The organism is Flindersiella endophytica, from assembly GCF_054779015.1.
This window is the reverse complement of the sequence record NZ_BAAGYY010000009.1, coordinates 53,545-79,918: the sequence shown is the minus strand read 5'-3', so window position 1 is coordinate 79,918 and position 26,374 is coordinate 53,545. Positions and strand designations below refer to the sequence as shown.

General features: G+C 70.2%; 25 protein-coding genes. 14 read left to right on the top strand and 11 right to left on the bottom strand.

Translation table 11 applies throughout. The features are described from left to right. The first annotated feature begins 86 nt into the window (after positions 1-86). From ACYVF6_RS05695 to ACYVF6_RS05675, 5 genes are all read left to right on the top strand, one after another. Positions 87-719, top strand: coding sequence for a bifunctional 4-hydroxy-2-oxoglutarate aldolase/2-dehydro-3-deoxy-phosphogluconate aldolase (locus ACYVF6_RS05695; RefSeq protein WP_460516628.1), 633 nt, complete (start codon positions 87-89; stop codon positions 717-719). Continuing rightward, positions 716-1,666, top strand: a complete 951-nt coding sequence (locus ACYVF6_RS05690) for a sugar kinase (RefSeq protein WP_460516625.1) — start codon at positions 716-718, stop codon at positions 1,664-1,666. The genes ACYVF6_RS05695 and ACYVF6_RS05690 overlap by 4 nt, the downstream gene beginning before the upstream one ends. 77 nt (positions 1,667-1,743) lie before the next feature. After that, complete coding sequence (eda, locus tag ACYVF6_RS05685; protein WP_460516622.1) at positions 1,744-2,394, top strand: beta/alpha barrel domain-containing protein; 651 nt, start codon at positions 1,744-1,746, stop codon at positions 2,392-2,394. Then, complete coding sequence (locus ACYVF6_RS05680; RefSeq protein WP_460516619.1) at positions 2,387-3,484, top strand: sugar kinase; 1,098 nt, start codon at positions 2,387-2,389, stop codon at positions 3,482-3,484. The genes eda and ACYVF6_RS05680 overlap by 8 nt, the downstream gene beginning before the upstream one ends. Before the next feature lie 201 nt (positions 3,485-3,685). Continuing rightward, complete coding sequence (locus ACYVF6_RS05675) at positions 3,686-4,438, top strand: M28 family peptidase (protein WP_460516616.1); 753 nt, start codon at positions 3,686-3,688, stop codon at positions 4,436-4,438. On the opposite strand, the gene ACYVF6_RS05670 is transcribed toward ACYVF6_RS05675, so the two are convergent. Both ACYVF6_RS05670 and ACYVF6_RS05665 read right to left on the bottom strand, forming a co-directional pair. Further along, the gene (locus tag ACYVF6_RS05670; RefSeq protein WP_460516614.1) at positions 4,435-5,067 is read right to left on the bottom strand and encodes an HAD family hydrolase; all 633 of its coding nucleotides are present in this window, start codon (positions 5,065-5,067) and stop codon (positions 4,435-4,437) included. The genes ACYVF6_RS05675 and ACYVF6_RS05670 overlap by 4 nt on opposite strands. Positions 5,068-5,110: 43 nt before the next feature. Continuing rightward, on the bottom strand, positions 5,111-5,746 hold the full coding sequence (locus ACYVF6_RS05665) for an NAD(P)-dependent oxidoreductase (RefSeq protein WP_460516611.1): 636 nt from the start codon (positions 5,744-5,746) through the stop codon (positions 5,111-5,113). 53 nt (positions 5,747-5,799) lie between these two features. On the opposite strand from ACYVF6_RS05665, the gene ACYVF6_RS05660 reads away from it, so the two are divergent. Then, positions 5,800-6,165, top strand: coding sequence for a winged helix-turn-helix transcriptional regulator (locus ACYVF6_RS05660; RefSeq protein WP_460516608.1), 366 nt, complete (start codon positions 5,800-5,802; stop codon positions 6,163-6,165). On the opposite strand, the gene ACYVF6_RS05655 is transcribed toward ACYVF6_RS05660, so the two are convergent. Beyond that, on the bottom strand, positions 6,150-8,504 hold the full coding sequence (locus ACYVF6_RS05655) for an ATP-binding protein (protein ID WP_460516605.1): 2,355 nt from the start codon (positions 8,502-8,504) through the stop codon (positions 6,150-6,152). The two genes, ACYVF6_RS05660 and ACYVF6_RS05655, sit on opposite strands and share 16 nt — an antisense overlap. Positions 8,505-8,651: 147 nt before the next feature. Between ACYVF6_RS05655 and ACYVF6_RS05650 the strand changes: the two genes are divergently transcribed. Together ACYVF6_RS05650 and ACYVF6_RS05645 are read left to right on the top strand one after the other, a co-directional pair. After that, positions 8,652-9,170 (top strand): calcium-binding protein, encoded by a 519-nt coding sequence (locus ACYVF6_RS05650; protein ID WP_460516602.1) that lies wholly within the window; start codon positions 8,652-8,654, stop codon positions 9,168-9,170. A 105-nt stretch (positions 9,171-9,275) separates the two neighbouring features. Beyond that, entirely contained in the window at positions 9,276-9,686 is a 411-nt protein-coding gene (locus tag ACYVF6_RS05645; protein WP_460516599.1) for a nuclear transport factor 2 family protein, read from the top strand. Here the strand turns inward: ACYVF6_RS05645 and ACYVF6_RS05640 are convergent. From ACYVF6_RS05640 to ACYVF6_RS05625, 4 genes are all read right to left on the bottom strand, one after another. After that, positions 9,679-11,865: an ATP-binding SpoIIE family protein phosphatase gene (locus ACYVF6_RS05640; RefSeq protein ID WP_460519390.1), complete on the bottom strand. Its 2,187-nt coding sequence runs from the start codon at positions 11,863-11,865 to the stop codon at positions 9,679-9,681. The two genes, ACYVF6_RS05645 and ACYVF6_RS05640, sit on opposite strands and share 8 nt — an antisense overlap. A gap of 108 nt (positions 11,866-11,973) precedes the next feature. After that, positions 11,974-13,380, bottom strand: coding sequence for an FGGY family carbohydrate kinase (locus tag ACYVF6_RS05635; RefSeq protein ID WP_460516596.1), 1,407 nt, complete (start codon positions 13,378-13,380; stop codon positions 11,974-11,976). Beyond that, positions 13,377-14,783: an alpha,alpha-trehalose-phosphate synthase (UDP-forming) gene (locus ACYVF6_RS05630; protein WP_460516593.1), complete on the bottom strand. Its 1,407-nt coding sequence runs from the start codon at positions 14,781-14,783 to the stop codon at positions 13,377-13,379. The genes ACYVF6_RS05635 and ACYVF6_RS05630 overlap by 4 nt, the downstream gene beginning before the upstream one ends. A 32-nt stretch (positions 14,784-14,815) precedes the next feature. Then, positions 14,816-15,838: a Gfo/Idh/MocA family protein gene (locus ACYVF6_RS05625; RefSeq protein ID WP_460516590.1), complete on the bottom strand. Its 1,023-nt coding sequence runs from the start codon at positions 15,836-15,838 to the stop codon at positions 14,816-14,818. A gap of 215 nt (positions 15,839-16,053) precedes the next feature. Here ACYVF6_RS05625 and ACYVF6_RS05620 point away from each other — a divergent pair, with 215 nt between their 5' ends. Genes ACYVF6_RS05620 through ACYVF6_RS05610 form a run of 3 tightly spaced genes read left to right on the top strand, consistent with a single transcriptional unit; the run spans position 16,054 to position 17,144 of the window. Next, complete coding sequence (locus ACYVF6_RS05620) at positions 16,054-16,425, top strand: VOC family protein (RefSeq protein ID WP_460516587.1); 372 nt, start codon at positions 16,054-16,056, stop codon at positions 16,423-16,425. 36 nt (positions 16,426-16,461) lie between these two features. Continuing rightward, the gene (locus ACYVF6_RS05615) at positions 16,462-16,923 is read left to right on the top strand and encodes an SRPBCC family protein (RefSeq protein WP_460516584.1); all 462 of its coding nucleotides are present in this window, start codon (positions 16,462-16,464) and stop codon (positions 16,921-16,923) included. Positions 16,924-16,964: 41 nt separating this feature from the next. Beyond that, positions 16,965-17,144: a CsbD family protein gene (locus ACYVF6_RS05610; RefSeq protein WP_460516582.1), complete on the top strand. Its 180-nt coding sequence runs from the start codon at positions 16,965-16,967 to the stop codon at positions 17,142-17,144. Here ACYVF6_RS05610 and ACYVF6_RS05605 read toward each other — a convergent pair. Further along, on the bottom strand, positions 17,128-18,051 hold the full coding sequence (locus tag ACYVF6_RS05605) for a hypothetical protein (protein ID WP_460516579.1): 924 nt from the start codon (positions 18,049-18,051) through the stop codon (positions 17,128-17,130). The genes ACYVF6_RS05610 and ACYVF6_RS05605 overlap by 17 nt on opposite strands. After that, complete coding sequence (locus ACYVF6_RS05600) at positions 18,048-19,361, bottom strand: VWA domain-containing protein (RefSeq protein ID WP_460516577.1); 1,314 nt, start codon at positions 19,359-19,361, stop codon at positions 18,048-18,050. The genes ACYVF6_RS05605 and ACYVF6_RS05600 overlap by 4 nt, the downstream gene beginning before the upstream one ends. 94 nt (positions 19,362-19,455) lie before the next feature. On the opposite strand from ACYVF6_RS05600, the gene ACYVF6_RS05595 reads away from it, so the two are divergent. Both ACYVF6_RS05595 and ACYVF6_RS05590 read left to right on the top strand, forming a co-directional pair. Next, on the top strand, positions 19,456-22,470 hold the full coding sequence (locus tag ACYVF6_RS05595; protein ID WP_460516574.1) for an AfsR/SARP family transcriptional regulator: 3,015 nt from the start codon (positions 19,456-19,458) through the stop codon (positions 22,468-22,470). A 39-nt stretch (positions 22,471-22,509) separates the two neighbouring features. Beyond that, entirely contained in the window at positions 22,510-23,304 is a 795-nt protein-coding gene (locus tag ACYVF6_RS05590; RefSeq protein WP_460516571.1) for a phytanoyl-CoA dioxygenase family protein, read from the top strand. A 118-nt stretch (positions 23,305-23,422) separates the two neighbouring features. Here the strand turns inward: ACYVF6_RS05590 and ACYVF6_RS05585 are convergent, their stop codons facing one another. Next, on the bottom strand, positions 23,423-23,929 hold the full coding sequence (locus ACYVF6_RS05585; protein WP_460516568.1) for an ArsR/SmtB family transcription factor: 507 nt from the start codon (positions 23,927-23,929) through the stop codon (positions 23,423-23,425). Between the two features lie 53 nt (positions 23,930-23,982). Here ACYVF6_RS05585 and ACYVF6_RS05580 point away from each other — a divergent pair, with 53 nt between their 5' ends. After that, a complete protein-coding gene (locus tag ACYVF6_RS05580) occupies positions 23,983-24,897 on the top strand; it encodes a S41 family peptidase (protein ID WP_460516565.1) in 915 nt (304 codons plus the stop codon). Here the strand turns inward: ACYVF6_RS05580 and ACYVF6_RS05575 are convergent. Beyond that, the gene (locus ACYVF6_RS05575) at positions 24,873-26,303 is read right to left on the bottom strand and encodes an amidase (RefSeq protein ID WP_460516562.1); all 1,431 of its coding nucleotides are present in this window, start codon (positions 26,301-26,303) and stop codon (positions 24,873-24,875) included. The two genes, ACYVF6_RS05580 and ACYVF6_RS05575, sit on opposite strands and share 25 nt — an antisense overlap. Between the last annotated feature and the right edge of the window lie 71 nt (positions 26,304-26,374).

The following is a 26,374-nucleotide window of genomic DNA, read 5'->3' as shown; positions in this document are numbered from 1 at the left end:
CGCTAGTCAACAAAAACCGGACGGATCGGTCAAGGAATTCGTCGAGTACTGTTTGCTGCGATACCCGTCAATCGGAGGGATACTCGATGGACCTGAGCGGCGCGCTGGCCGAGTGTCCGATCGTGGCCATCTTGCGTGCGCCGGCAGCCGACCGGTTCGTCGAAGTCGCCGAGACGCTCGTCACCGCGGGGATTCGCGCGGTGGAGTTCACGTTCACCACGCCGGGCGTCGCCGACGCCATCTCCGCCTACGCAGAACGCAAGCCCGAGTTCGTGGCGCTGGGGACGGGCACCGTCACGACGCCGGACAACGCCCGCGTCGCCGTCGAGGCGGGCGCGACCTATCTCGTCTCTCCCGACACCAACCTCGAGGTGATCTCGGAGGCCAGGCGACTGGGCGTTCCGATCATCGCCGGCGCGTTCACGCCCACGGAGATCCTCACGGCCTGGCGGGCGGGCGCCACGATGGTGAAGGTGTTCCCGATCTCCGTCGGCGGCACTTCCTACCTCCGGGCGATCCGTGGCCCGTTGCCCGACATTCCCCTGGTCCCGACCGGCGGGGTCGACATCGCCAACGCCGGCGCCTATCTGCAGGCCGGCGCGACCGCGGTGGGCGTCGGGAAACCCCTTGTGGAGAACGCCTGTGATCCGTCGGGCAGCCTCGACGCGCTGGCCGACCGGGCCAGGATCATCGTCGGCAGCGTGCGAGGCCACCGGTGAGTAACCCCGAGGTCGTCACCCTCGGCGAGACCATGGCACTGATCGCGGCGACCGGCACCGGACCGTTCGCGGTCGGCTCGGCGGCGCGGATCTCGTTCGCGGGCGCCGAGAGCAACGTCGCGATCGGGCTGGCGCGGCTCGGGCACCGGCCGGCGTTCGTCTCCCGGCTGGGATCCGACCCGCTGGGGCAGCTGATCCACGACGCCTTGCGCGGTGAGGGTGTCGACGTCAGCGGCGTGCGGCTTGGCTCCGATGCGCCGACAGCGCTGATCCTGCGCGAGCACCGCACCGCCGATCGCGTACGGGTGAGCTACTACCGCAAGGGCCTGGCCGGCTCGCGGCTCTCGCCCGGCGACCTCGACGGCGTGCCGATCGACGGGGCCAGGATCCTGCACGTCACCGGCATCACGCCGGCGCTCTCGGAGCCGGCTCGTGCGTGCGTGCATCGTGCTGTGGAGCTGGCCCGGCAGGCGGGCGTCGCGGTGTCGTTCGACCTCAACTATCGCGCCGCGCTGTGGTCGAAACCCGATGCCGCAAAGGAGTTGGCTGCTCTGGTCGAGCAGTCCGACGTGGCCTTCGCCGGCACGGAAGAGGCCGAACTGGTCGTGGGCGCGGGTGAGCCGGAGCACCTCGCCCGCGAGCTCGCCAAGCGCGGCCCGGCCGAGGTCGTGATCAAGCTCGGCGAGCAAGGCGCGCTTGCGTTCACCGGCGACGAGGTCGTACGCGCGCCGGGCCTGAAGGTCAGTCTGGTCGACCCGGTCGGCGCGGGCGACGCGTTCGTCGCCGGCTACCTCTCGGCCCGGCTCGACGACCTGCCGCCGCACGAGCGGCTGGTCCGCGGCAACGTCTGCGGCGCGTACGCGGTCTCCGTCGAGGGCGACTGGGAGGGCCTGCCCCGGCGACCGGAGCTGGCCACGATGTTCAGCGCCGACAACGTAGGACGGTGAGGGGCGCGCACCGTTGCAGCCTGGAAGGAATACGCTTTCCTTGGCGCCCGTGAGGGTGCGAACCTGAGGAGGTCTCCGTGTCCGACGCCACCGACCCGATCGCCCAGTCCCGTCTGGTGCCGGTCGTCGTGCTCGACGATCCCGCCGGGGCCGCGCCGCTGGGTGCGGCGCTGCTCGCGGGCGGCCTCACCTGCGTGGAGGTGACGTTCCGCACCGACGCCGCGGCCGAGAGCCTGCGCATCCTCGCCGAGGACGCGTCGTTGCTGGTCGGCGCCGGCACGGTCGTCAGCACGGCGCAGGTCAACCAGGCCGTCTCCGCCGGAGCGCGGTTCATCGTCAGCCCCGGCTTCTCGCCGACGGTCGTCAAGCACTGCCAGGAGGTCGGGATCCCGGTCTTCCCCGGCGTCGCGACGGCCACGGAGATCCAGCAGGCGCTGGAGCTCGGCATCACCACGGTGAAGTTCTTCCCGGCCGGGCAGCTGGGCGGACCCGGCATGGTCAAGGCGCTGTCGGCGCCGTTCCGTAACGTCCGTTTCATTCCTACCGGTGGCGTGACCACCGCCAACCTCGCCGACTACCTCGCGATCCCGGCCGTGGCGGCGGTCGGTGGCACCTGGATGGTCGCGCCCGACCTGCTGAAGGCCGGCAACTGGGACGAGGTGACCCGGCGTACCGCCGAGGCCGTCGCCGCCGTCAAGTCGATCGATGGAGGAACCTCCGATGCTTGAGATCCGGCCCGCCGAGGAGTGCCGCTACGACCTGCTGTCGCTCGGCGAGATCATGCTGCGCCTCGACCCGGGTGACCTCCGGGTGCGCACCGCGCGTTCGTTCCAGGCTTGGGAAGGCGGCGGCGAGTACAACGTCGCGCGCGGGCTGCGCCGGTGCTTCGGCAAGCGGACCGGTGTGCTCACCGCGTTCGCCGACAACGAGATCGGACGCCTGCTCGAAGATCTCATCCTGCAAGGCGGAGTTGACATCTCGTTCGTCAAATGGGTGCCCTACGACGGGATCGGCCGGACTGTCCGGAACGGGATCAACTTCACCGAGCGCGGGTTCGGCGCTCGTGGCGCCACCGGCACGTCCGACCGCGGGCACACGGCGGCGTCGCAGCTGAGCCCGGACGACTTCGACTGGGAGCACATCTTCGGCACGCTCGGCGTGCGCTGGCTGCACACCGGCGGCATCTTCGCGGCGCTGTCGGAGGGCACGCCGGCCGTGATGGAGGCCGCGATGGCGGCCGCGCACCGCCACGGCACGATCGTGTCGTACGACCTCAACTACCGCCCGAGCCTGTGGAAGGCGATCGGCGGCGAGGCGCGGGCGCAGGAGGTCAACCGGCAGCTGGCGCAGTACGTCGACGTGATGATCGGCAACGAGGAAGACTTCACCGCCAGCCTCGGCTTCGCGGTGCCCGACACCGACGAGTCGCTGACCAACCTCGAGACCGAGAACTTCAAGCGGATGATCGAGGCGGTGACCAAGGAATACGCCAACTTCCAGGTCGTCGCCACGACGCTGCGCGGCGTCAAGAGTGCCACCGTCAACGACTGGGGCGCGATCGCCTGGTCGTCGGACTCCGGCTTCGTCGAGGCCACACACCGGCCGGGGCTGGAGATCCTCGACCGCGTGGGCGGCGGCGACAGCTTCGCGTCCGGCCTGATCTACGGCCTGATCGAGAAGGGCGACCTCGCGGTGGCGGTGGAGTACGGCGCGGCACACGGCGCGCTGGCGATGACGACGCCCGGCGACACCTCGATGGCCAACCTCAAGGAAGTCGAGGCGCTCGTGCGCGGCGCCGGGGCTCGCGTGCAGCGCTGACCAGCCGTTTCACCAATCGCACCTAGTTCGTGAACAGGCCCCAAGCGGCCACCCTCACCGCCTCGGCGCCGGCGTTCGCGGAGCCACCAGCACCCGCCGCCGCTCCTGACATCAACGTCGCCGACGTGGTGGCGCACCTGGACAAGCTCCAGACGATCGCCACCGACAACGGCGGCAACCGCGCCGCCGGGGAGCCGGGCTATGCCGCGTCCGCCGACTACATCGCGTCGACGCTGGAGGCGGCCGGCTTCACGATCACCCGCCAGCAGTGCACCAGCTGCCCGGGCCCAGAGGGGTGGTGGTCGGGGGCAGTGGTGGATCATCGCCGACTGGCCGGGCGGCGACGAGGCACAGACCATCATGCTCGGCGGCCACCTCGACAGCGTGTCCGCCGGTCCGGGTATCAACGACAACGGCCCGGGGTCGGCCGCGCTGCTCGAGACGGCGCTCACGCTGTCGGAGCAGAAACCGCAGCTGGCCAAGCACGTACGCTTCGCGTGGTGGACCGCGGAGGAGAGCGGCCTGGTCGGCTCGTCGTTCTATGTCGATCAGCAGTCGCAAGAGCAGCTTGACAGCATCTCGGTGTACCTCAACTTCGACATGATCGCCTCGCCGAACGCCGGCTACTTCGTCTACGACGACGACCCCGCGATCGAGAAGGTGTTCACCGACTACTTCGCCGGCCTCTCGATCACCACAGCACCGGAAACCGAAGGCGACGGCCGTTCCGACCACGCCCCGTTCGCCGACGCGGGCGTCGCGGTGGGCGGCCTGTTCACCGGAGCCGAGGCCGAGATGACGGCGGAGCAGGCCGAGCAGTGGGGCGGCCAGGCCGGTGAGGCGTTCGACGCGTGCTACCACAGCGCCTGCGACACCACCGAGAACCTCAACGAGACCGCCCTCGACCGCAACTCCGACGCGATCGCCAACGCCCTCTGGACCCTGGCTGCCTAGCCCGGCCAGCGGTCCAGGAACCCGGGCAGGTCGTCGGTGACATGGTCGACCTGCCCGGCGGCCACCGTCCCGCCAGTCGGATCGACCAGGACGGTGGTCATGCCGAGTGCCTTCGGCTCCACGAGGTTCGCGGCGATGTCCTCGACCATGACCGTGTGCTCGGGCTGTACGCCGTGCCGGTCCAGGAAGAGGTCGTACATGCGCCGGTCCGGCTTCGGCAGGAACCCCGCGTCGACGATGTCGAAGATCGGGGCGAAGTCGCCAGGTAGCCCCAGCGTGCCGAGCACGGTGACCGCGTGCCGGCGCGTGGCGTTCGTCAGGATGTACTTCTGGCCGGGAAGGCGGGACATCGCCGCCACCAGGACTGGATCGGGCACCAGCGCGGAGTAGTCGATGTCCTGCTCGAACTCCACGAACGTCCGCGGGTCGAAGTCGTGCTCCTCGATCAACCCGCGCAACGTGGTCCCGAACCGGCGGCTGAGGTCCTGGCGCATGGCTTCGGCCGCCGGCGGATCGAGGTCGAACCTCTGCTGCAGATAGCGGCCGAGCTGGCGGTCCATCTGCTGAGTGAGACCAGTCGTGCGCGGGTAGAGCGTGTTGTCGAGGTCGAAGACCCAGCAGGTGTGCATGAAGAGATGTTGTACCCGACCGATCGTCGAACCCGAAAACCGCCTAGTCCGCCGCGGCCACGCTGATCCGGGTGCGGTGGTGGCGAGGGTGCTCGATCTCGTCGAGCACTGCGATCGCGAAGTCGGCGTACGACAAGGGCTTCGGCTGATCCGGCAGCTCGTCACCACCGATCCGGTAGCGGCCCGTAGGTTCACCGTCGGGTACGAAGTCGCCCGCAGGCGTCAGCATCACCCAGTCGACCGGTGTGGTGACCGCGCGCAGGACGTGCAGTGCTGCCGTGTGCCCGAGCGAGAACGGCAGGTACTCCTTCGGAAAGTCGGGCGTGTCCATCACCCGGACGCCGGGCGAGACCTCCAGGTTGCTGCCGACGCCGTACGCCAGCAGGCGTCCGACGCCCGCTTCGGCCAGGCCGGCCAGCAGCGCATTGACCGCCGAGACGAAGTAGACGTCGTGCGGCGGCTCGAGCGAGGCGGCCGCATGGATCGCGACGTCGTGCCCCGCCGCGACGGCGGCCACGCTCGCCGGATCGGTTACATCGCCTGCCACGACGGTCAGATCGCTGTATTTGCTGGGCTCTCGTACGACACCGGTGACCTGGTGTCCACGTGCGGTGGCCTCGACCAGCAGTGTCCGTCCGGCGCGGCCGCCCGCGCCGAACACCACGATGCGTTGTGTCATGGGCGAGACCGTAACTCCGCAAGGGTTGGTTACTTCAACGTAAGCTCGGGCTCATGCCGGCACCTCTTCGCGCGGACCTGTTCGACGCCGCCTGCCCGTCCACGCTGACGCCGTTCCAGATCGCCGACAAGTGGGGCGGAATGGTCGTCCAGTGCCTGGCGGACGGGCCGCGGCGGTTCTCCGAGCTGCGCGTGCCGATGCACCGCGTCAGCCCGAAGGTGCTGACCGAGACGCTGCGCGCGCTGGAACGCGACGGCATGATCTCGCGCACCGAATACCCCGGCGTCCCCAAGCACGTCGAATACGAGCTCACCGACCTGGGCCGCACGCTCCTCGAGCCGATCGAGGCCTGCCGCGAGTGGGCCGTGCGGCACCTAGATCGGGTCCGGACGGCTCGCGAGGCTTACGAGGGCCGCTGAGCGGGCAGCCCGGCCAGGCGGTCCCGGACGGCGAGGGCGCCCGGGTCGCTGATGTTGTCGAGGAGCTCGAGGGCCTGCTGCCAGGCCTGTCGAGCTCCGGCCAGGTCGCCGGTGCCGGAGTGGAGGTCGCCGAGGCTGATGTAGGAGTTGGCTTCCTGGTAGGAGTTTCCCTGCTCCCTGAACAACGTCAGCGCCCGCTCGTAGCACCGGGCGGCCTGCTGGTGGTCGCCGAGGTGGGCGTGGATGTAGCCGAGGCTGTCCCAGTCGGCGGCGGCGTCGTCGCGGTCGTCGTTCTTCTCGTGCCGGGCCAGCGCGTCGCCGCAGTACTGCAGGGCTTTGTCGTAGTCGCCGAGATGGGCGTGGAACCAGCCGACCGCGTTCAGCGCGATCGCAACGCCGTTCTCGTGGCCGGCCTCCCGGTAGAACGCGAGCGTCTGCTCCGCATGGTCGAGCGCCAGGTCGTAGCGACCCTGCTGGGCGGCCGCCCGCGCCAGTGCACGATGGGCATGCCCCTGGCCCGCGATGTCGCCCGCCGCCGTGAAGAGGTCGAGCGCGTCGTGCAGGTGCGAGTCGGCCGCGTCGAGCAGGCCGAGACCGATGTAGGAGATCCCGATCGTCCGGTGGGCGTGTGCCTCGGCGCGGAGGTCGCCGGCCAGCCGGGCCGACTCCAGGCCGGCTGCCGTGATCGTCAGTTGGTCGGGCCAGTATCCGCGCCGGTTGAGGTACGTCGTCATCGCCCAGGCCAGTTGCCAGACCATTGCGTGGAACCCGGCGCCGACCGCCTGTCCGAGCACGGCCGGGAGCACCGACCGTTCCGTCTCGAACCAGCCGAGAGCCGATTCGGCGCCGTTGACGAACTCGGGCATCACTCCGGCCGGCGGTGGCTCGGGGGTGATCGGCTCGCGGCGTGGGTTGAGCATCCGATCGGCGGCGTACGCGGTGTGCAGGTAGTGGCCGACCATCCGCTGCAGCCCGCCTGCCCGCTCGAGCTCGCTGTCGACGAGTCCGGCCTGTTGCGTCGCGTACGCACGCAGCAGGTCGTGCAGGCCGAACCGGCCGGGCGCGTACGTCGTGACCAGGTGCGCCTCGACCAGTTCGGCCAGCGCCAGTCGTGCGGACTCGGGCAGCTCACCGACCAGGCTCGCGGCGGCCGGCAGGCCGAAGTCGGGGCCCGGATGCGAGCCCAGGTAGCGGAACAGCCGGGCCGCGGCCGGGCTGAGCGTCCGGTACGACAACGAGAACACCGCTCGCAGGTCGGTCTGCCGATCCGTGCCGCGGAAGCCTTCGAGCCCGTACGTCGCGCCCGGCAACTCGTCGGCGAGGGCGCCAAGGGGGCACTCCGGGCGGGTCGCCGCCCTGGCCGCGACGATCGAGAGCGCCAGCGGCAGCCGCCCGCAGCGTTCGATGATGTCGCCGGCGGCGGCCGGCTCGGCCAGCAGCCGGTCGGCGCCGAGCCGCCGGGTCAGCAGGTCGCGGGCGTCAGCGACCGGCAGCAGGCCGAGCTCGATCGGGTGCGCTCCCTCGGTGGCGACCAGGCCGGTCAGCCGGTCGCGGCTGGTGACGACGGCCAGGCAGCCCGCCGCACCCGGCAGCAGCGGCCGGACCTGATCGGCGTCCCGCGCGTTGTCGAGGACGAGCAGCACGCGCCGGCCGGTCAGCATGCTGCGGAACAACGCGGCCTGCGCCGCGAGGCCCTCCGGAACCCGATGGCCGGGTACGCCGAGCGCATCGAGGAAGCCGCGGATCACCTCGGCCGGAGGCAGCGCGGCGCCGGCCGGCTCGAAGCCGCGCAGGTTGACGTAGATCTGGCCGTCGGGGAACCGGTCCGCAACCCGATGCGCCCAATGCACGGCGAGGGTGGTTTTGCCCACCCCCGCCATCCCCGACAGGACCGCGATCAGAACCGAAGTCGGCTGCTCGTCGCCTGTGGCCAGAATTGTGTCGAGCCGGGCGATTTCCGTGTGTCGTCCGATAAAGCCGTACGCGTCAAGGGGGAGCTGCGCGATTCCGGACGTCGGCCGCCGTCGTTGCTTCTCCGACTCGGCGGGAATGCGCGTTTCGGCGTTGCGCGCCTGCCGCCACAGTTCGGCGAACTCCTCGACGTCGCCGCCGAGGTGTCGCACGACGGATTCGACGACCTCCCAGCGCGCGACCCGCGGCGCGGCGAACACGTCGTGGATCGTCGTGGGGTTGATGCCCGAAGGCCTTTGTGCGTTGCGAGTCCGGCGTTGGATCTCGCGCATGCTCGGCCGTCCGGCCGCCTCGTGCAGCCCGTGCACACGGTCGAAGAACAACCGGACCGGGCCGGCCGGCACCTCTGGCTTTCGTACGCGCGCCATCTGTCCCCCTGTGCGACAGGGTCGTGCTGTCAGGGCTGACTGTCAGCGACAGCTTGGACAGCCCTAAAGGCTACCGGGATTGCCCTTTCATTCCCATGCTTGGCGACAGCCACCGAAAAGCGGGGGCATCTTCAAACGGAGGAAAAAATGCAGCTACGTACACGATTCGCCGTATTCGGTGCCGCGGCACTGCTGGCCGTCAGCGGGTTCTTCGCCGCTGGTATGGCTCAGGCGGCCGACGACGACGGCGACCCGGCCAGCCCGCAGCAGCTGGAGTCGGCCTGCTTCAGCGCGCTGCCGACCATCGTCGGCGGGCCGAACAACGACGTGCTGAACGGCGGACCCGGAGCCGACGTCATCGACGCGAGGGGTGGCAACGACGTTGTCTTCGGCGGCGGAGGGGCCGACGTGATCCTCGGCAGTTCGGGAAACGACTCGGTCTACGCCGGTGACGGCGACGACCTGGTGTGCGCCGGCGAGGACGACGACCAGGTGCAGGGTGGGGACGGGAACGACACGATCTACGGCGAGCCCGGCGACGACCAGATGCAGGGCGGTGGCGGTCAGGACTGGCTGATCGGCCAGGCCCACGTCTTCGGCGACACCGGCAACGGCCAGGCGGGCGTCGACGCCTGCTTGACGACTGAAGCCCAGGTCAGCTGCTGACTGACTGATCTCGCCGCACAACCACCCTTGCAAAAGTGGGGAGTTCCCCGGTACGGTTCGACTACCGGGGGACTCCCCACTTAGTCTGTTCGAGGAGATCATGACATGGCGTTGGATGTGGCGGACCGGCTCGAGATCATGGAGATCCTCGCGCTGCACGGTCAGTACACCGACAGCGGTGAGCTCGAACGGTGGGACGAGGTGTTCACACCCGACGTCACGTACGACATCTCGGACGTCGGCTTCGGGGTGGTCGAGGGCCTCGCGGCTCTTCGCGAAGTCGGACTGCGACTGGGTGCCGGCAATCCCGTCGCCCACCACGTCACGAACATCGTGCTCGAGGAACTGGCCGGCGACCGCGTGCTGGCGCGCTCGAAGGGTTTCGCCGTCAAGGCGGACGGCAGCTGTGGCAGCGCGAGCTACGAGGACACCGTCGTTCGTACCGAGTCCGGCTGGCGGATCAGCCATCGCGTCATCCTCGCCCGTCGGGTGCCGCTGGGCGGCAGGGTCAGCTGACCGGCAGGACGTGCTCACACCAGACGGTCTTGCCGCGCTGGGTACGCCGCCAGCCCCAACGCGCCGACAGCAGCTTGACCAGCTGCAGGCCCCGCCGCCTGGCGTCGTAGTCGGTGGGTGAGGGGTTGCCGGGTCGCGGTGGTGCGCTCGACCCGTCGTGTGCCTCGACCACGATCGTGCCGGGCAGGCGGCGTAGCTGCAGCAGGATCGGTGGCGCGCCGTGCTGCAGAGCGTTGGCCACCAGCTCCGCCGCGGTGAGCACGATGTTGTCGCACAGCTCGCCGTCGATGCCCCACTGCCGCAGCGCCTGCTCGACCCGCGACCGCGCGAACGGTGCCGCCGACAGGTCGTGCGGCACCGTGACCGTCACTCCCGAGCCGGACTTGCCGTCCTTCGGAGTGCGCGACCGCGCCAGCAGCAATCCCACGTCGTCGTCGTAGCCGCCTTCGGGCCGGAGGGCGTCGATCACCGTGTCGCAGAGCCCTTCGAGCCCGCCGGTCGCGCCGGACAGCGCGGTCACCAGCTCGTCGATTCCGGCGTCGACGTCGCGCTGGCGGTGCTCGACCAAGCCGTCGGTGTAGAACGCGACCAGCGTCCCAGCCGGGATCTCCACGACGTGTTCGGGTGCCGCGCACGTGCCGACACCCAGCGGCAACCCCGACTCGTGGTCGAGCCGCCGCGCGCGTCCCGACTTGTCGACGATCAGCAGCGGCAGGTGCCCGGCCGAGGCGTAGGTCAGCGTTCCGCGTACGGCGTCGAAGACGGCGTAGACGCCGGTGACGATCTCGGCCTCGCCGAGGTCAGCGACCACGCCGTCGAGCAGCTCGAGCATCTCCTTCGGTGCGAGGTCCTGCCGGGCGTACGCGCGGACGGCGGTGCGGACCTGGCCCATCAGCGTCGCCGCGCGTAAGCCCCGGCCCATCACGTCGCCGATCACCAGCGCGGTGCGGCCCGGCGCCACCGGGATCACGTCGTACCAGTCGCCGCCGACCTCGGCCTCTTCGGCTCCGGGGAAGTAGCGGGTGGCGACCTCGAGCTCCTCCGGCTGGTGCGTCCACGGCGGCAGCAACGAACGCTGCAACGTGAGTGCGGCCTGCCGCTGCCGTCGCTCACTGTCCTGCAGGCTGCGGGCCAGCCGCCGCTCCGCGTCGAACAGCCGCGCGTTCTCGATCGACTGCGCCGCCCGGGTCGCGATCTGCTCGAGCACGGCGAGGTCCTCGGCCGGCGACGCGCTGTCGCCCGGGTCGCGGCCGGCGCCGAGCAGCGTGAGAACGCCGATCACCCGGCCGCGGGTGATCAACGGGATCGCGGTGAAACCGCCGCCATCGGTCGCCCGCAGCACGACCGACCGGCACTCTTCGTCGTCGTACATCTGGGCGACCAGCTCGTCGTCGGTTCGCGTGATCACGACCGGCCGGCCGGTGCGGATCGCCTGCATCGCGGGGTGGTCGTCGCGCTGCATGCCGGACAGCATCTTCAGGTCGCTGACCAGCGAGGACGGCGGGCCGGCCGTCGCACCACCGGGTGGTCCGCCGGTGCCGCTGCCCGCCCCGGCGCTGTCCTTGATGTAGACCCGGTCGAGCCGCCGGCCGTCCCAGAGGTCGATGATGCACAGCCGGCCGAAGCGCGGAAGCAGCAGGTCACCGGCGGTCTCGAGGGTCATGCCGACGTCGAGCGAGGACGCCAGCCGACTGCTGGCATGGACGACGAACGCCAGCCGGTCGCGTACGTGCTCGAGCTCGGCCCGCGCGGCGCGTTCGGCGCGCAGCAGGTTGGTGCGTTCGTCCTCGATCAGCCGCTGGTCGGCGAGGTCGACGAAGACGGCCAGCACCGAGCCGTCACCGAGGGTCTGGGCGCGTACCGCGCACAGCACGGTCGCGCCGCCGTGCCGGCGGAGCAGGAGGTTGCCTTTCCAAGCCGGGGCGGCGGTGCCGTTTCCCGGGCCGCCTGGACTGTCACCCGCGGCGAGCCGGGCCAGCCCGGCGTGTGCGGACTCGCGAGCAGACTCGGGCAGGGTCAGCTCAACGGCGTCGTGTCCGATCGCCTGCTCGGCGGTCCAGCCGAGGATCGACCCGGCGCCGTCGTTCCAGGCCGTGATCACCCCGGACCGGTCGAGAGCGACGACGCCGCAGGTGACCAGGTCCAGCAGCGCCTCGAGCTGCTCACCCCGCCCCTGCATAGCTGTCACTCCCCGGCCCCTTTCCGTTACAGAGGATCATCCTGCCGGTTTTTCGCCGGACAGAAAAGCTCCCATGCGGATTAGACTCCGCCAAAATGGGGAATTTATCTAGGTTTGGGCGGATGTGAGGTCTTTGAGCGCCTCGACCAGCCGTACGTAGCGGCCCAGCGCCCGCTCCATCCGCTCGGCGTCGCCGCCGTCCGGTCGCACCACCCGCGAGGGCTTGGGCAGCGTGATCCCGAGCGCGTGGGCGCTGGCGCCGCGCGCGCCGACCTCGGGGTCGTCCGCGACGTGCACCGGTCGCCCGAGCGCCGCGGCGAACGACTGGCACCACCACTCCGAAGCATGGACCGCGCCGCCGCCGAGCACAACCGTCAGCCGCTCGCCGAACATCGACTCCAGGCTCGCCAGGCTGCGGGCCGCCTCCAGCGCCACGCCGTCCATCGTTCCGGCGAGGTACTGCTCGGCGGTGGTGTCGAGCGAGAGCCCGGCGACCACGCCCGAGCCGGCGGGTGCCGTGCCGGGCGGCCGGCTGCCGGCGTGCAGCGGAACGACAAGCAGCCCGGACTCCCCGGGCCGGATGCCGGCCGGCTCGTGGTGCTCGTCGAGCCCGAGCAGGCCGACCGCGGCGGCGTGCAGCACGCCGCCTCCGGAGAACGCGATGCCGCTGACCAGCGTCTTCTCATCGACGCGATAACGCCAGACGTTCCATGGCGGCGGCGCCACGCCGTCGCCGTGAACGACCCGCATCGCCATCGACGTGCCGACCGTGATCGCCACGGAGTCCTGCGCGGCGCTGCTGCTGCCGAGGTTGGATGCCGCGCCGTCGCCGATCACCGGCTGCCACTCGGCGTCGGCGAGATCCGGCCAGCGCCGCCGCCACTCCGGCGCGAGCCGGCCCGGCGCGGTCGTGATCTCCGGCAGCTGGTCCCGCGAGACACCCGCGAGCTCGAGCGCCTCCTCGTCCCAGTCACAGGTGGTGAGCTCGAGCATGCCGGTGCCGGACGCGACCGACACCGACGTGGCGTCGTCGCCGAGCAGGACCCGGCGTACATAGTCGGGCAGCCCGACGAACCGCCGCCCGGAGTCGCCCAGCTCGGCCGCGATGTAGGGGACCTTGGCCGTCCAGTAGAGCGAGTGGAGGTACGACCCGGTGCGCGCGTGGAAGGCCTCCGGGTCGGCGAGCCGGATGCGTGGCTGCGCGCGGGTGTCGAGCCAGGTCAATGCCGCCGACGCCGGCTCGCCGGACGCGTCGAGCGCGAGCACGGAATGCCACTGCGACGCGCACGCGACCTGCGTGACGCCGGACAGCTGCCCGGCGTCGGAGAGCTCGTCGATGCACTCGATCAGCCCGTTGACGTAGTCCGCCGGGTCGAGCTCGCCGGCGCCGTCGTCGTCCTGATGGGGTTCCACCTTGCGCCGCGCGAGGGCGCCGTCGATCATCTCGGCCAGCTCGTCGCACACGGCCGCGCGGACCGACGACGAACCCAGGTCGAGCGCCAGCAACCGCGTCATGCGGCCTGGTCTCCGGACAGCGCGTCGAGGAAGGTGTTGGCCCACCGGTCGACGTCGTGGTCGGCCAGGATCCGGCGCATCGATCGCATCCTGCGGGTCGCCTCCTTCGGTTCCATGCGCACCGCGTCGAGCAGCGCCTGCTTCAGCCCGTCCACATCGTAGGGATTGACGAGCATCGCGTGCCGCAGTTCGTCGGCAGCACCGGCGAACTCGCTGAGCAGTAGTACGCCGGTGTTGTCGTGGCGGGCGGCGACGTACTCCTTGGCGACGAGGTTCATGCCGTCGCGGAGCGGGGTGACGACCATGACGTCGGCCGCGCGGTAGAGCGCCGCGAGCTCGGAGCGGTCGAAGGAGGTGTGGAGGTAGGTGACAGCGGGCTGCCCGATCCGCCCGTGCTCACCGTTGACGCGGCCCACCTGCAGCTCCACCTGGTCGCGCAGCAGCTGGTACTGCTCGACGCGCTCGCGGCTGGGAGTCGCGACCTGAATGAAAGCGGCGTCCTCGGTCTCGAGTTGGTCGCTGTCGAGCAGCTCGCGAAATGCCTGCAGGCGTTCGGTGATCCCCTTGGTGTAGTCCAGCCGGTCGATGCCGAGCAGGACGTGCTCGGGCGAACCGATCTCACGCCGGATCTCCTGCGCACGCGCCTCGGTGGCAGGGTCGCGGGCGAGCTGGTCCATCTGTGCGACGTCGATCGAGATGGGGAACGCCGCCGCCCGTACGATCCGCCCGTCGGGCAGCATCGCGCGGTCGCGGTAGGTCTGGTAGCCGAGCAGCCGCCGGGTCAGCCGCAGGAAGTTGGACGCCGCGCCGGGACGCTGGAAGCCAACCAGGTCGGCGCCGAGCAGGCCCTGCAGGATGCTGCGCCGCCACGGCAGCCGTGCGTACAGCTCGACCGGTGGGAACGGGATGTGCAGGAAGAAGCCGATCCGGAGGTCGGGCCGCAGCTCGCGAAGCAGCTCGGGAACGAGCTGCAGTTGGTAGTCGTGGACCCAGACCAGCGCGCCCTCGTCGGCGATCTCCGCCGCCTGCTCGGCGAACCGGCGGTTGACGTCGCGATAGCTGTCCCACCACTCGCGGCGGAACTCCGGGGGTGCGATCGCGTCGTGGTAGAGCGGCCAGAGCGTGGCGTTGGAGAAACCTTCGTAGTAGGTCTCCATCTCCTCCGCCGACAACGCCAACGGCACGAGGTGCATGCCGGAATCGTCGAACGGCTCGGGCGCTTCTCCGGTCGAGCCGGCCCAGCCGATCCAGGCGCCCTTGTTGGCGCGCATGACCGGATCGAGCGCGGTGACCAAACCACCGGGGCTGCGCCGCAAACGCGTGCTTCCGTCGGGTGCGGTGACTCGGTCGACGGGGAGTCGGTTCGCCACGACAACGAATGAGCTTCGGCTACTGCTGGGCACGGGGCCTCGACCTCCTGGCTGCCTCTCTTACCCTAAGAGAGGTCGGACATTACGAAGGTGACCTCGTCGGGATAAGTAACGCCGATTTGACTTCGCGTAACATCCGCGATGTCCATCACGGCAAGACTGTCGTCGAGCGACACCAGGCTGCTCTCGATCCGGCCGTCCCGCAGGCAGCGGGCGACTTCCTCCGCCTCGTAGGTGTAGCCCACGCCGGAAAGCTCGACCTCGAACTCCTCCGGCTCGGCTTCCGGACGCCACACGGTGAACCGGTTGGTGTCGTGGAAGCTGCGCGGTAGGTCGATCCAGCCCTCGGTGCCGCCGATGCCGGCGGTGTTGGGCAGGTTGGTGTCGAACGCGCCGGCGAGACTCGCCGACACACCGCCCGCGTAGGTGAACTGCAGCGTGACAGCGGCGTCGACGCCGGTGGGTGCGAGGCGCGCGGTCGCGCGGATGTCCTGTGGAGAGCCGAGCAGGTGGTACGCGAAGCTGATCGGGTAGACGCCCACGTCGAGCAGGGCGCCGCCGGCCAGTTCGGGTGCCCAGAGCCGATCGTTCGGATCGTAGTCCGGAGTGAATCCGAGCTCGGCGCGGACGTGCTTGACCTCCCCGATCGCGCCGGACTGGACGACCTCTCGGAGCTTCAGGTGGAGCGGGTTGGTCCGCATCCACATGGCTTCCATCAGGAACACGCCCTTGGCACGGGCCAGCGCCACGAGGTCGCGGGCCTGTGCGGCGGTGACGGTGAACGCCTTCTCACACAGCACCGCCTTGCCGGCCTCGAGCGCGTACCTCGTCGTGGCGTAGTGGTCGGAGTGCGGTGTGGCGACGTAGACGGCTTCGACCGTGGGGTCGTCGATGACCTCTGCGTAGCTGCCGTGGGCGTGCGGGCTGTTGCCATTCAGGGCGAACTCGGCCGCGAACCGCTGTGCGCGTTCGAGGCTGCGGGAACCGACAGCGGCGATGTCGTGATCGGGTAAAAGCCTTAGATCCTTGGCGAAACAGCTGGCGATGTTGCCGGTGGCGATGATCCCCCATCGCAGGCGATCAAGCACGTCGGCACCTCATTCTGATCCGTCCCCAAGGTCAACTTCTGCTTCGAGTTTGCCAAAGCGGTTCAAACGCGCGAACCGCTGAGCTGGAGGATGGCCCAAGTTGGTCACTCAAACGACACATCTGGACCTGAATCGTGACATCCCACAAGGGCTTGCGCCGAGACTTGCGTAACCGGCATAGTGGTTTTACTGGTGTTCGAACAAGGAGTGGATTCATGACTGGGATCGCCCGCCTGGGCACGTACGCCATCGACTGCCCGAACCCCCGTGAGCTCGCCGCGTTCTACAGCGAGATCGTGGGCTGGCCCGTCAACGACAACGACAGCGACGACGGCTGGGTCGTGCTGAGCCCGCCGAACGGTGGGCCGGAACTGGCGTTCCAGCTCGCGGAGGAGTACGCGCCGCCGAAGTGGCCGGGCGCGGACGTGCCGCAGCAGGCGCACGTCGACTTCTACGTACCCGACCTCGACGAAGGCGAACAGCAGGTACTGAAGCTCGGTGCCACGAAGGCTGAGTATCAGCCGGGCAGCAGCTTCCGGGTCTTCCTCGACCCGGTGGGGCACCCGTTCTGCCTCTGCCGCGGCTGAGCGCATGCACGCCCACGCCCCGGGTACGGCCATGCGATGGGTACCGAGAAATCGATCGAAGTGGCCGTGCCCGTGCGCGCGGCGTACAACCAATGGACGCAGTTCGAGGATTTCCCCCGCTTCATGTCGGGCGTCGAGCGGGTGACCCAGGTGACACCGACGCGGAATCACTGGATCACCTCGATCGGCGGTGTCGAGCGGGAGTTCGACACCGAGATCACCGAGCAACTACCCGACGAGCGAATCGCCTGGACCAGTGTCGAGGGCGAGGTGGAGCAGTCCGGCGTCGTCACGTTCCACCGGCTCGACGAGACGCACACCAAGATCATGGTCCAGATGGAGATGGATCCCGTCGGTGTCGCGGAGAAGGCGGCCGACAAGCTCGGCGTCGTCGGCCGTCAGGTCAGGGCCGACCTCGGCAAGTTCAAGGACTTCGTCGAGGCCCGCGGCACCGAGACCGGCGGCTGGCGCGGCGAGGTGCCACGCTCCGAGCCGTGATTCGAGTCAGGGGAGTTACGAGAGCTACGTGAGGAGGACTCATGGGCGCTGAAGAAAAGGCCAAGAACAAGGCAGAAGAGCTCAAGGGCAAGGCGAAGGAAGGCGTCGGCGACGCCACCGACGATGAAGACCTGCAGGCAGAAGGCAAGGCCGAGCAGGCCAAGGGCAGCCTGAAGCAGGCGGCCGAGAAGGTGAAGGACGCCGTCAAGAAGGCCAAGTAGGCCTGGTGGGTCCGGCCGGCCCCGGCGGCCGCTGTTGCGGCCACGGCGGCTGGTTCGGCGGCGGCCCGGTCCGCGGTCCGGCCGGTGGGCCGCCCGATGGTCCCGTTGGAGGGCCGGGCGGCGGACCCGGGCGCATCCGGCGTACGGCGAAGCCGAGGCCACCTCCGACCAGGCAGCCCAGCGCGCCGGCGCTGGCCGGTACGAGCACCCGGGCCGCACCGCCCGGCGACGCCGCGGCGTCAGGGGCGTCCGCCTCGGCATCCTTCTGGTTGGTCTGGTTCTCCCCTTCTTTCCTCTGTTGCTTCGGAGGTGGCGCCGTCGGAACGATCGCGCCGTCCACGGGCTCTCCCGGGTCGAAGTCGAGCGTTGCGGCGGGCCGGGGCTCGCCCTCGACCTCGACGTTCAGCGTGAGTGGCTTGACCAGGCCGCGGACGTTCTCCGCCGGCCGGGTGGTGGCCACGGTGAAGTAGTAGGTGCCCGGTTGGCTCCACTCGTCGTCGCTCGTGCCGTCGCCGATCAGGCCGGAGTCGCAGGTCAGCTCGACCGTGCCGGTGATGTCGGCCTGGCTGACCGAGGACTGGCCGCCGCCCAGGCAGGTCGCGGCCTTCCGGTTCGGCCCGTAGATGGTGAGCAGGTGCGACTGCACGACCAGGTTGAGGTCCGGCTGGTAGTCCGCGCCGAACGCGGTCGTCGACGTGAGCTTCAGCGTTTGGCCGGGCTTCAGGTCGATCCGCCAGAACAGCGTTTCGCCCACGACCAGGTCCTGCTTGATCGTCGCCGGGCCGGTGAGTCGCGTCGCGTCGTTGAAGGAGTACCCGCCCTCGCTCGGCTGCTCGGCCAGTGCACCTGCCGGGAAGCACACCAGCGCGCCGGCGAACGCCGCCGCCAGGATCCGGGCCGGCGTCATCGACGGCCTCCGAGAGCCACGCCGGCCAGGCATCCGGCCAGCAGATCGCCGATACCGACTCCGACGGCCAGCGGAGCGCTGGGACCGGATTTCGCTTTGTTGGACACCGGCTCGGTGGTGGGCGTGGGGGTCGCGGTCTTCGTCGGCACGGGCTTGGCGGTACGCATGCTCTCCGGTAGGTCGTCGTAGGTCAGCTGCTTGCCGTCGATCGCGACCTGGATCTCGGCCGGCACTTCGGTGCCCTCACTGCCGACCCTGGGCCAGACCACGACGCACAACGGGACGCTGCTCTCGTTCGTGTGCAGGTCCTCCCACGTCGTGCGGCCGAGCCCTGTGGCGACGGTGACCTGGGCCTGGCCGTCGGCGATCGCGTCGTTGTCGTAGTTGGGAAGGGAGTCCAGCTCATCGGCCCGGCCCATCCAGGCCGCCAGGCCCCACCCGGTGCCGGAGTCCTGGTTGAGCACAGCGGTGAACGACACGCGCACGCGCTGCCCGGGCGCGAGATCGAGGCGATAGCGGAGGTGACGCTGCGATCCGCCGCGGATGTGGTCGACGTACTGGCCGGCGGTCAGCACGGGTGCGTCCTCGCAGCCGTTCGGCGAGCCCTTGACCGGCTTGCCGACCGGCTCGTAGGCCTGCAGCGCGCGCTTGAACATCCCTTGTACGCGGGAGGAAAGCTCGCCCGCGTCCTTGGCGTCGCCGTACGTGCCGTCGGTCACGCGCGCGATGCACTGCAGCTGGGCCCGGGCCTTGGCGTTCACGTTGAACCCCACGGTGTCGATCGCGAGCTCGATGCCCTGCTTCTTCAACTCCCGCGCGACGTCGCACGGGTCGGGTGGCGCGCAGGTGTCCTCGCCGTCGGAGATCAGGATGATCCGGCGCTGCCCCCGCGTGCCGAGGTCGGCACCGGCCTGGCGTAGGGACGTCCCGATCGGTGTGAATCCGACGGGCTCGAGCGCGTCGACCTTCGCCTTGGCCGCGGCCTTGTCCAGCCGCCCGACCGGCGCGACCAGTGCGGTGTCCTTGCAGCCGGCGGCCTTGTCGTCGCCGGGGTAGGTGTGCCCGTAGAACCGCAGTCCGACCTCGGCCTCGTCCGGCACGCCGTCGATGACCGCCGTCAAGGCCTGCTTGGCAGCAGCCATCCTGGTCATCCCGCCGGCGTCGTTCTCCCGCATCGAACCGGAGACGTCGAGGACGAGCTCGATCCTCGGTGGCTGCTCGTCGGCCCGGGCCGCCGGGCCGAACCCGGCGCCCAGCACCGCGGTCAGGGCCAGGACGAAGAGGCCGCCAAGCCGCATTCTGTTGGTCATCTCACTCCCGTGCCGGATCGCAAGCCATGGAGTCTGGTTCCGGGAGCTGTCCTCGACCTGTACTGGACGGCGGCGTTCGTGGTAGTAACGGCCGGTGACGAGAAGGGAGACCGGGTTGCGCCTGCGTGTGCTCGGCGCGATGGAGGTCGACGGCGACGGCGGCTGGCAGCCGGTCCGGGCCCTGAAGCAGCGGATGTTGCTGGCCACTCTGCTGCTCGGCGGTGGTTCGCCGGTCTCGATCGACCGCCTCGTCGACCAGCTGTGGCCGGACGAGCGGCCCGGCGACCCGACCAACCAGGTCTACCTGCTGGTCTCCCGGCTGCGCCGCGTGTTCGGCGCCGACGGTGCCCAGCTGATCCGGACGATCGACCCCGGGTACGTCTGTGCGCTGGCCCCCGGCGACGTCGACGCCGGGCGGTTCGAGCAACTGGCCGAACGCGGGTCGCGGGCGCTCGCCGGCGGCGAGCTGGACCTGGCCGTACAGCAGCTGACCGAGGCGCTGGAGCTGTGGCGCGGCCCTGCGTACGCCGACACGTCGGCCTCCGGGGCCGCCGCGGCCGAGGCCACCCGGCTGGAGCAGGTTCGCCTGGCGGCGTTGGAGTCGCGGCTGGACGCCGAGCTCAGGCTGGGCCGGCACGCCGCGGTGACCGGCGAGCTGCAGCGGCTGGCCGAGGAGCATCCGTTCCGGGAGCGGTTCCGCGGCCTGCTGATGCTCGCGCTCTACCGTTCCGGCCGCCAGGCCGAGGCACTCGAGGCGTACGGGCAGGCGCACCGCCGGCTGGTCGAGGAGCTCGGCGTGGAGCCCGGCCCGGAGCTGCGCGACCTGCAGCAACGCATGCTCCGCGCCGATCCTGCGCTGTCGGGGCCGGCCCTCGAGCTCGCCATGGTCATGGCCAGGCCGGCCCAGCTCCCGACCGACCTGCCGTCGATGACCGGACGGCAGGCCGAACTGGACCAGCTGCTGGCGCTCGCGGATCGGGTGGGCGAGCATCCGGGTGCCGCGGTGATCGCCGCGATCGACGGGATGGCCGGGATCGGAAAGACCGCGCTCGCGGTGCACGCCGCGCATCGGGTCGCGGACGCGTTACCCGACGGGCAGGTGTTCCTCGACCTGCACGGCTTCACCCGGGGCCTGGAGCCGCTCGCACCGGCGACCGCGCTGGAACGGCTGCTGCGGTCGATCGGCGTACCCGGCGAGGCCGTTCCGGACGGTGTGGACGACCGTGCCGCGCTCTGGCGTAGCCGGCTGGCCGGCAAACGGCTCGTCCTGCTGCTGGACAACGCCGTGTCGGAGAGCCAGGTACGGCCGTTGCTGCCGGGGTCAGGCTGCCTGGTCCTCGCGACGAGCCGGCACCGGCTGGGCGACCTCGACGACGCGGTCCCGGTGGCGCTGGACGTGCTCTCGTCCGATGCCGCGATCGACCTGTTCCGGCTGGCGGCCGGACCGGGCCGGCTCGACGGCGAGCCGGAGGAGTCCGTCGCCGAAGCCGTCGAGCTGTGCGGCCGTCTCCCGCTCGCGATCCGGCTGCTGGCCGGCCGGCTGCGCAAACGTCCGGCCTGGCGGCTCGCCGACCTGCTCGACCGGCTACGGCAGGACCACGCCCGGGTCGGTGAGCTGGACACCGGCAAACGCAGTGTCGCCGCGGCCTTCGCGCTGTCGTACGAACCGCTCGACCCGGACCAGCGCAGGCTGTTCCGGCGGCTGGGCCTGCATCCGGGAGCGGACTTCGACGCCTACGCGGCGGCGGCCCTCGCCGACCTGGACCTGCGGACGGCCGAGTGCGCGCTGGAAGAACTGGTCGACGTCAACCTGCTGCAGTCGCACTCGTTCGCCCGCTACACCTTCCACGACCTGGTTCGCGCGTACGCCGCCGAGACCGCGCAGTCCGAGGATCCCGAGCCCGACTGCGCCGCCGCGATCGACCGCCTGCTCAGCTACTACACCCGTACCGCCGCCGACGCGATGGACGCATGTGTGCCCGACCGGCGAAGGCAACGCCCGGAGGTGGGAGCCGCCGAGGTTCAGACACCGGACTTCGGCGCCGGGAATCGCCGTGCACTCGCCTGGCTCGACCGCGAACGAGCCAACCTGGTCGCCGCCGGCGGCTGCGCGGCCGACGCGGGTCGCCCGGCCCGCGCCTATCAGCTCTCCAACGTGGTCAGCCGTTACTTGCGCAACGGCCCGTTCAACTCCGACGCGATGGCTCTGCACGAGCACCACCTGCGGGCGGCCCGGGCCGAAGGGAACCGGACCGAGGAGGCCCTGGCGCTCTGGCTGCTCGGCAGCATCTCCTTCCACACCTCCGGCAAGGCCACCACCGTCGACTACCTCCGGCAGGCGCTGGCGTTGCTGCCGGAGGACGACAGGACGCGGCGCGCGTCCCTGCTCGCGGACCTGAGCGCGGCGCTGCGCGCGCATTCGGCGTTCTCCGAGTCCCGCGACTGTCTGCGGACGGCCGCCGAGCTGTATCGGGAGCATGGTGATCGCAAGGGGGAGGCCCACGCACTGTGCGGGATGAGTGAGGTGGCGCAGGTCCTCGGCGAGTTCGAGGCGGCGGAGGAGCATGGCCTGCGGGCGGTCGCGCTGGCCGAGGAGTTCGGTGACAGCTGGACGCGGGCGTACAGCCACCACTCGCTCGGCTTCACCTACGTCGCGATGGCGCGCCATGAGTCCGCACTCGAGCACCTCAGGGTGGCGCTGCGGCTCGGCGTGGAGAGCGGCCGCCGGCATGACGAGTGCATCATCCACGCGCTGATCGGCACGGCGCTGTGCGGGCTCGGGCGGGATGGCGAAGCTCTGGAGTCGGCCGAGCGCGGGTTGGCGCTGGCCAGGGAGATCCAGTTCGGCAACGGCGAGCTGGAGGCCAGCCACTCGCTCGGTGAGGTGCTGCTGGCTTGCGGGCGGGCAGAAGAGGCGGTCGAGCACCTGACCGTCGCGCTCGACCTGGCTGTGCGCCTCGAGCAACCGCTGGACGAGGCCCGGGAACACAAGGTGCTCGGCGCCGCCGTGGCCGAGCTCGGGCGATCGGGCGAGGCGCACGAGCATCGGCAGTGGGCGCAGGAGCTCTACACCCAGCTCGGCGTACCGGCGCGGCCGGAACCGGCGTGAGCGTGGCTCGGGTAACGGGCACTTGGCAGGCTGGAAGGCATGCTGACGTCCAACGGCTACGTCCTGGACGAGAGTCCGGCGCGGCTGGGTGAGCTTTCGCCGGTGCCCGACTCCGAACGAAGCGACCGCGACGCGCTCTGGCGGCGGCTGCGCTCGGAGGGCTACCTCTTCCTGAAGGGTGCGCTGGATCCGCAACGGGTGCGGGGCTTTCGGCAGTACTACTTCGACACGCTCGCGTCCGCGACCGATCCGGCGAGCCTGCGGCGCACGCTGTTCCGCGAGATCGTGCCGGGCGAGGAGTACCACGCGTTCTGCACGCAGCCGGCGATCCGCGACTGGTACGCCTGGTTCCTGGCCGGATCACCGTTCCTGCACAGGCGGAAGATCCTGCGTGCGCTGCGTCCCGGCGAGACGGGCATCGGCACGGCGACGCAGGCGCACTACGACCTGCTCTACCTCCGCGGCGGCACCGACGAGGTGCTGACGTCGTGGATCCCGCTCGGCGACTGCCCGACGACGCGAGGCAGCCTCATCTACCTGGAGCGCAGTCACCTGCGTACGCGGGTGTCCGAGGGCGACGGCGACCGCCCGCCGGCCGCGTCGATCACCGCGGACCTGCCCGGCCTGGCCAACCGCTACGACAGCCGCTGGCTGCTCGCCGACTACGAAGCCGGCGACGTCGTGGTGCACTCGGCGTACACCGTGCACGCCTCGCTCGACAACGTCGATCCCGACGGCGTGGTGCGGCTGTCGACCGACATCCGCTACCAGCGCTCCGACGACGACATCGACACGCGTTGGCAAAACCACTGGCACGACCGTGACGGGCTCTGAGACGCCGTCCACGTCTTCGGTCCGAAGGACGGCTCGCTCGACCGCCGGCGAGTGTGGCTTCGACGAGCCCGACCACATGGCCGACGCCGTGGGCGTCCGATGGGCTGAGCGCCGCCGTTCACTCCGGCTGGTAGAGCCCGAGCAGCAAGCCGTATCGCGGCTGGGTTTCGTCTGCCTGCTCGACGTTCTCGGCCAGCTCCTCCAGCGTCCTGGCCAGCTCCTCGGCCTGCTCGGCGGTCAGCCGGACCTGGCGCAACGTCAGCACCGGCGTGCTCGTGGCCGTCGCGATCTCACCGGTGATGGTGCGCAGCATCGCGGCGTGGATCTCGCCCGACTCCTCACCGACGTAGCGGAACCGTTCGGCCGTTCGCCGGTAGTACTGCTCGGTCCCGCCCCGTACCTGCCGGGTCGAGACGACACGCACCATCCCGGCCTCGGCGAGGACCTTGAGGTGATGGGCGACTGTGCCCTTGCGCAGGTCGAGCCCTGCCGCGAGCTGGCTGATAGTCGCGGCCCGGTCGCGTAGCTCGAACAGCAGGCGATGCCGCACCGGATGCGACAGTGCCTTGAAGTGCTCCGGTTCCGCGATGTCGAGGACCTGGCGAAGTTGGTCTGCGTCTGCCACAATCTAAGTGTCGAGAATTCTTGACGCTTTAGTCAAGCCCTGGGAGGGAACCCATGCGATCGAACGAGATCGACGATGTGATCGGGCAGGTCAGCCGGCTGGTCGAGGAGCACTATGTGTTCGAGGACGCGGCCGCGGCCATCAGCAAGGTCCTGCGAGCCGGCACAGCCGCCTGGCAGACCGACCAGCTCGAGCCTGAGGAGCTCGCGACCCTCGTCACGGCCGAGCTGCAGTCGGTGAACGGCGACAAGCACCTGAGGCTTCGATACAGCGCCGAGGATCTGCCCGACCAGGACGACGAGGCGCGAATGCTCGCCGAGCTGACCGAGTCGGCCGCCCGCAACACCGGCGGGGTCGCCAAGGTCGAGCGGCTGGAGGGCAACATCGGATACCTCGACCTGTGCCCGATCCTCTACCCGTTGTCGGTGTCGGCCGAGTCGCTGACGGCCGCGTTCACGATCCTGGCGTCGACGGACGCGCTGATCATCGACCTGCGCTCCAATCGCGGTGGCTCGCCGGAGACCGTGCAGTTCGTCTGCAGCTACTTCTTCGACGAGAGCGTCCACCTCAACAGCATCGAGGAGCGAGACGGCGCGAACCTCTGGCAGTCGTGGTCGCTGCCGTACGTGCCGGGTCGCAAGTTCGGCGGCACCAAGCCGGTCTACGTGCTGACCAGCGCCACGTCGTTCTCCGGAGCGGAAGAGTTGGCCTACAACCTGCAGCAGCGCTCGCGCGGGCTCGTGATCGGTGAGACCACCATGGGCGGGGCGCATCCGTGCAAGAGCTTCCGCGTGCACCCGCGGCTGGCGGCGACGATCCCGTTCGCGCGTTCGGTGCATCCGGAGAGCGGCACCAACTGGGAAGGCACCGGGATCCAGCCCGACGTGAAGATGCCGGCCGATCAGGCGCTGGACGAAGCGATCCGGCGCGCCGCCCAGCCGGTTCAGCCGATCTCGGCGGGACGGTAGGACGGCTCGAGCGACCAGCCGAGCGCCTGCTCGAACGCGTACGCCAGCCGGATCAGCACGGGCTCGCTGAGCGCGGTGCCCATGAACGCCAGCCCGACCGGCAGCCCGTCGACGTCACCGCAGGGGACGGTGATGATCGGATAGCCGGCGACGGCTGCCGGCTGCGGGCAGCCGCCGGTCACGTGGTCGCCGTTGACCAGGTCGATCTTCCATGCGGGCGGGTAGGCCGGCATGACCAGTGCGTCCAGGTCGAACGCGTGGAGTACGGCGTCGATGCCCTCGTCGCGGCCCAGCCGCCGGCAGTCGGCGACGGCGGCGGTGTAGGCCGGGTCGGAGAGACCTCCGGTCAGCAAGGCCCGCTCGAAGCGGTCCTGGCCGAAGTGCCGCAGTTCCTGCGCCGCGTGCACCTGGTTGAACGCCACCAGTTCGGCCAGCGTGCGCGGTCCGTCCGCGACGCAGCCGGCGAGGTAGTCCTCCAGGTCGGCCTTGAACTCCGTGTGGAGGACGACTTCCTCGGCCTCGGAGGCGGCGAGCTCGTCGATGCTCGGCAGGTCGGCGGGGTCGACGATCGTCGCGCCCTGCTCGGCGAGTAACCCGATCGCGGCTTCGACGACGATGTCCGTGCGGGCGCTGTATCCCCACAGCGCCTTACGGGGGACTCCGATTCGAGCGCCCCGCAGGCCGTCGATGGCACATGCGGAGGTGAAGTGGCCTGTGTACTCAGGTGAGGCGAGCACATCGAGCAGGGTCGCCGCGGCGCGTACGTTCGTCGCGAACGGCCCGGCGGTGTCCTGGCTGTGGGCGACCGGCAGGATGCCGGCGCCGGGAACCAGCCCGACCGTCGGCTTGATGCCGACGACACCGCACAGCGCGGCTGGGCAGGTGATCGAGCCGTCAGTCTCGGTGCCGACGGCCAGCGGAACCATGCCGGCGGCGACCGCGACCGCCGAGCCCGCTGATGATCCGCCCGCCGAACGATCCAGTGCGTACGGGTTGCGGCACAGCCCGCCCAGTGCGCTCCAACCAGACGATGACCTGGTCGAACGGAAGTTGGCCCACTCCGAGAGGTTGGCCTTCCCGACGATGACCGCGCCGGCCGAACGCAGGCGGGTGACCAGCGTCGCGTCGCGCGTCACTACGTTGTCCGCCAGTGCGAGCGAGCCGGCGGTCGTCGCCAGCCCGGCGACGTCGATGTTGTCCTTGACCAGGAGGGGTACTCCGTGCAGTGGGCTACGGACACGACCTGCTTCGCGTTCGGAGTCGAGCAGTTCGGCGTCGCGTCCGGCGCCGGGGTTGGGCGACAGCACAGCGTGCAGGTTCGGTCCCGTACGGTCGGCTTCGTCGATCCGGGCGAGTGCGGTGCGTACCGCCTGTGTCGCGGACGACGCTGGAGATTCGGCCATCATCGGACCATCCTCTCCGACGCCGGACACGAACAAGCCGATGAATGACAAAGCTGTGGTTCGCTGCACTACGA

Excerpts from the sequence above, each read along its gene's own strand:
- ACYVF6_RS05605 (WP_460516579.1), bottom strand. The coding sequence starts at position 18,051 with ATGACGCCGGCCCGGATCCTGGCGGCGGCGTTCGCCGGCGCGCTGGTG.
- ACYVF6_RS05620 (WP_460516587.1), top strand. The coding sequence starts at position 16,054 with ATGACTGGGATCGCCCGCCTGGGCACGTACGCCATCGACTGCCCGAAC.
- ACYVF6_RS05580 (WP_460516565.1), top strand. The coding sequence starts at position 23,983 with ATGCGATCGAACGAGATCGACGATGTGATCGGGCAGGTCAGCCGGCTG.
- ACYVF6_RS05660 (WP_460516608.1), top strand. The coding sequence starts at position 5,800 with ATGCCGGCACCTCTTCGCGCGGACCTGTTCGACGCCGCCTGCCCGTCC.
- ACYVF6_RS05590 (WP_460516571.1), top strand. The coding sequence starts at position 22,510 with ATGCTGACGTCCAACGGCTACGTCCTGGACGAGAGTCCGGCGCGGCTG.
- ACYVF6_RS05655 (WP_460516605.1), bottom strand. The coding sequence starts at position 8,504 with ATGGCGCGCGTACGAAAGCCAGAGGTGCCGGCCGGCCCGGTCCGGTTG.
- ACYVF6_RS05615 (WP_460516584.1), top strand. The coding sequence starts at position 16,462 with ATGGGTACCGAGAAATCGATCGAAGTGGCCGTGCCCGTGCGCGCGGCG.
- ACYVF6_RS05670 (WP_460516614.1), bottom strand. The coding sequence starts at position 5,067 with ATGCACACCTGCTGGGTCTTCGACCTCGACAACACGCTCTACCCGCGC.
- ACYVF6_RS05675 (WP_460516616.1), top strand. The coding sequence starts at position 3,686 with ATGCCGCGTCCGCCGACTACATCGCGTCGACGCTGGAGGCGGCCGGCT.
- ACYVF6_RS05650 (WP_460516602.1), top strand. The coding sequence starts at position 8,652 with ATGCAGCTACGTACACGATTCGCCGTATTCGGTGCCGCGGCACTGCTG.
- ACYVF6_RS05680 (WP_460516619.1), top strand. The coding sequence starts at position 2,387 with ATGCTTGAGATCCGGCCCGCCGAGGAGTGCCGCTACGACCTGCTGTCG.
- ACYVF6_RS05635 (WP_460516596.1), bottom strand. The coding sequence starts at position 13,380 with ATGACGCGGTTGCTGGCGCTCGACCTGGGTTCGTCGTCGGTCCGCGCG.
- ACYVF6_RS05575 (WP_460516562.1), bottom strand. The coding sequence starts at position 26,303 with ATGATGGCCGAATCTCCAGCGTCGTCCGCGACACAGGCGGTACGCACC.
- ACYVF6_RS05640 (WP_460519390.1), bottom strand. The coding sequence starts at position 11,865 with ATGCAGGGGCGGGGTGAGCAGCTCGAGGCGCTGCTGGACCTGGTCACC.
- ACYVF6_RS05610 (WP_460516582.1), top strand. The coding sequence starts at position 16,965 with ATGGGCGCTGAAGAAAAGGCCAAGAACAAGGCAGAAGAGCTCAAGGGC.
- ACYVF6_RS05665 (WP_460516611.1), bottom strand. The coding sequence starts at position 5,746 with ATGACACAACGCATCGTGGTGTTCGGCGCGGGCGGCCGCGCCGGACGG.
- ACYVF6_RS05645 (WP_460516599.1), top strand. The coding sequence starts at position 9,276 with ATGGCGTTGGATGTGGCGGACCGGCTCGAGATCATGGAGATCCTCGCG.
- ACYVF6_RS05600 (WP_460516577.1), bottom strand. The coding sequence starts at position 19,361 with ATGACCAACAGAATGCGGCTTGGCGGCCTCTTCGTCCTGGCCCTGACC.
- ACYVF6_RS05695 (WP_460516628.1), top strand. The coding sequence starts at position 87 with ATGGACCTGAGCGGCGCGCTGGCCGAGTGTCCGATCGTGGCCATCTTG.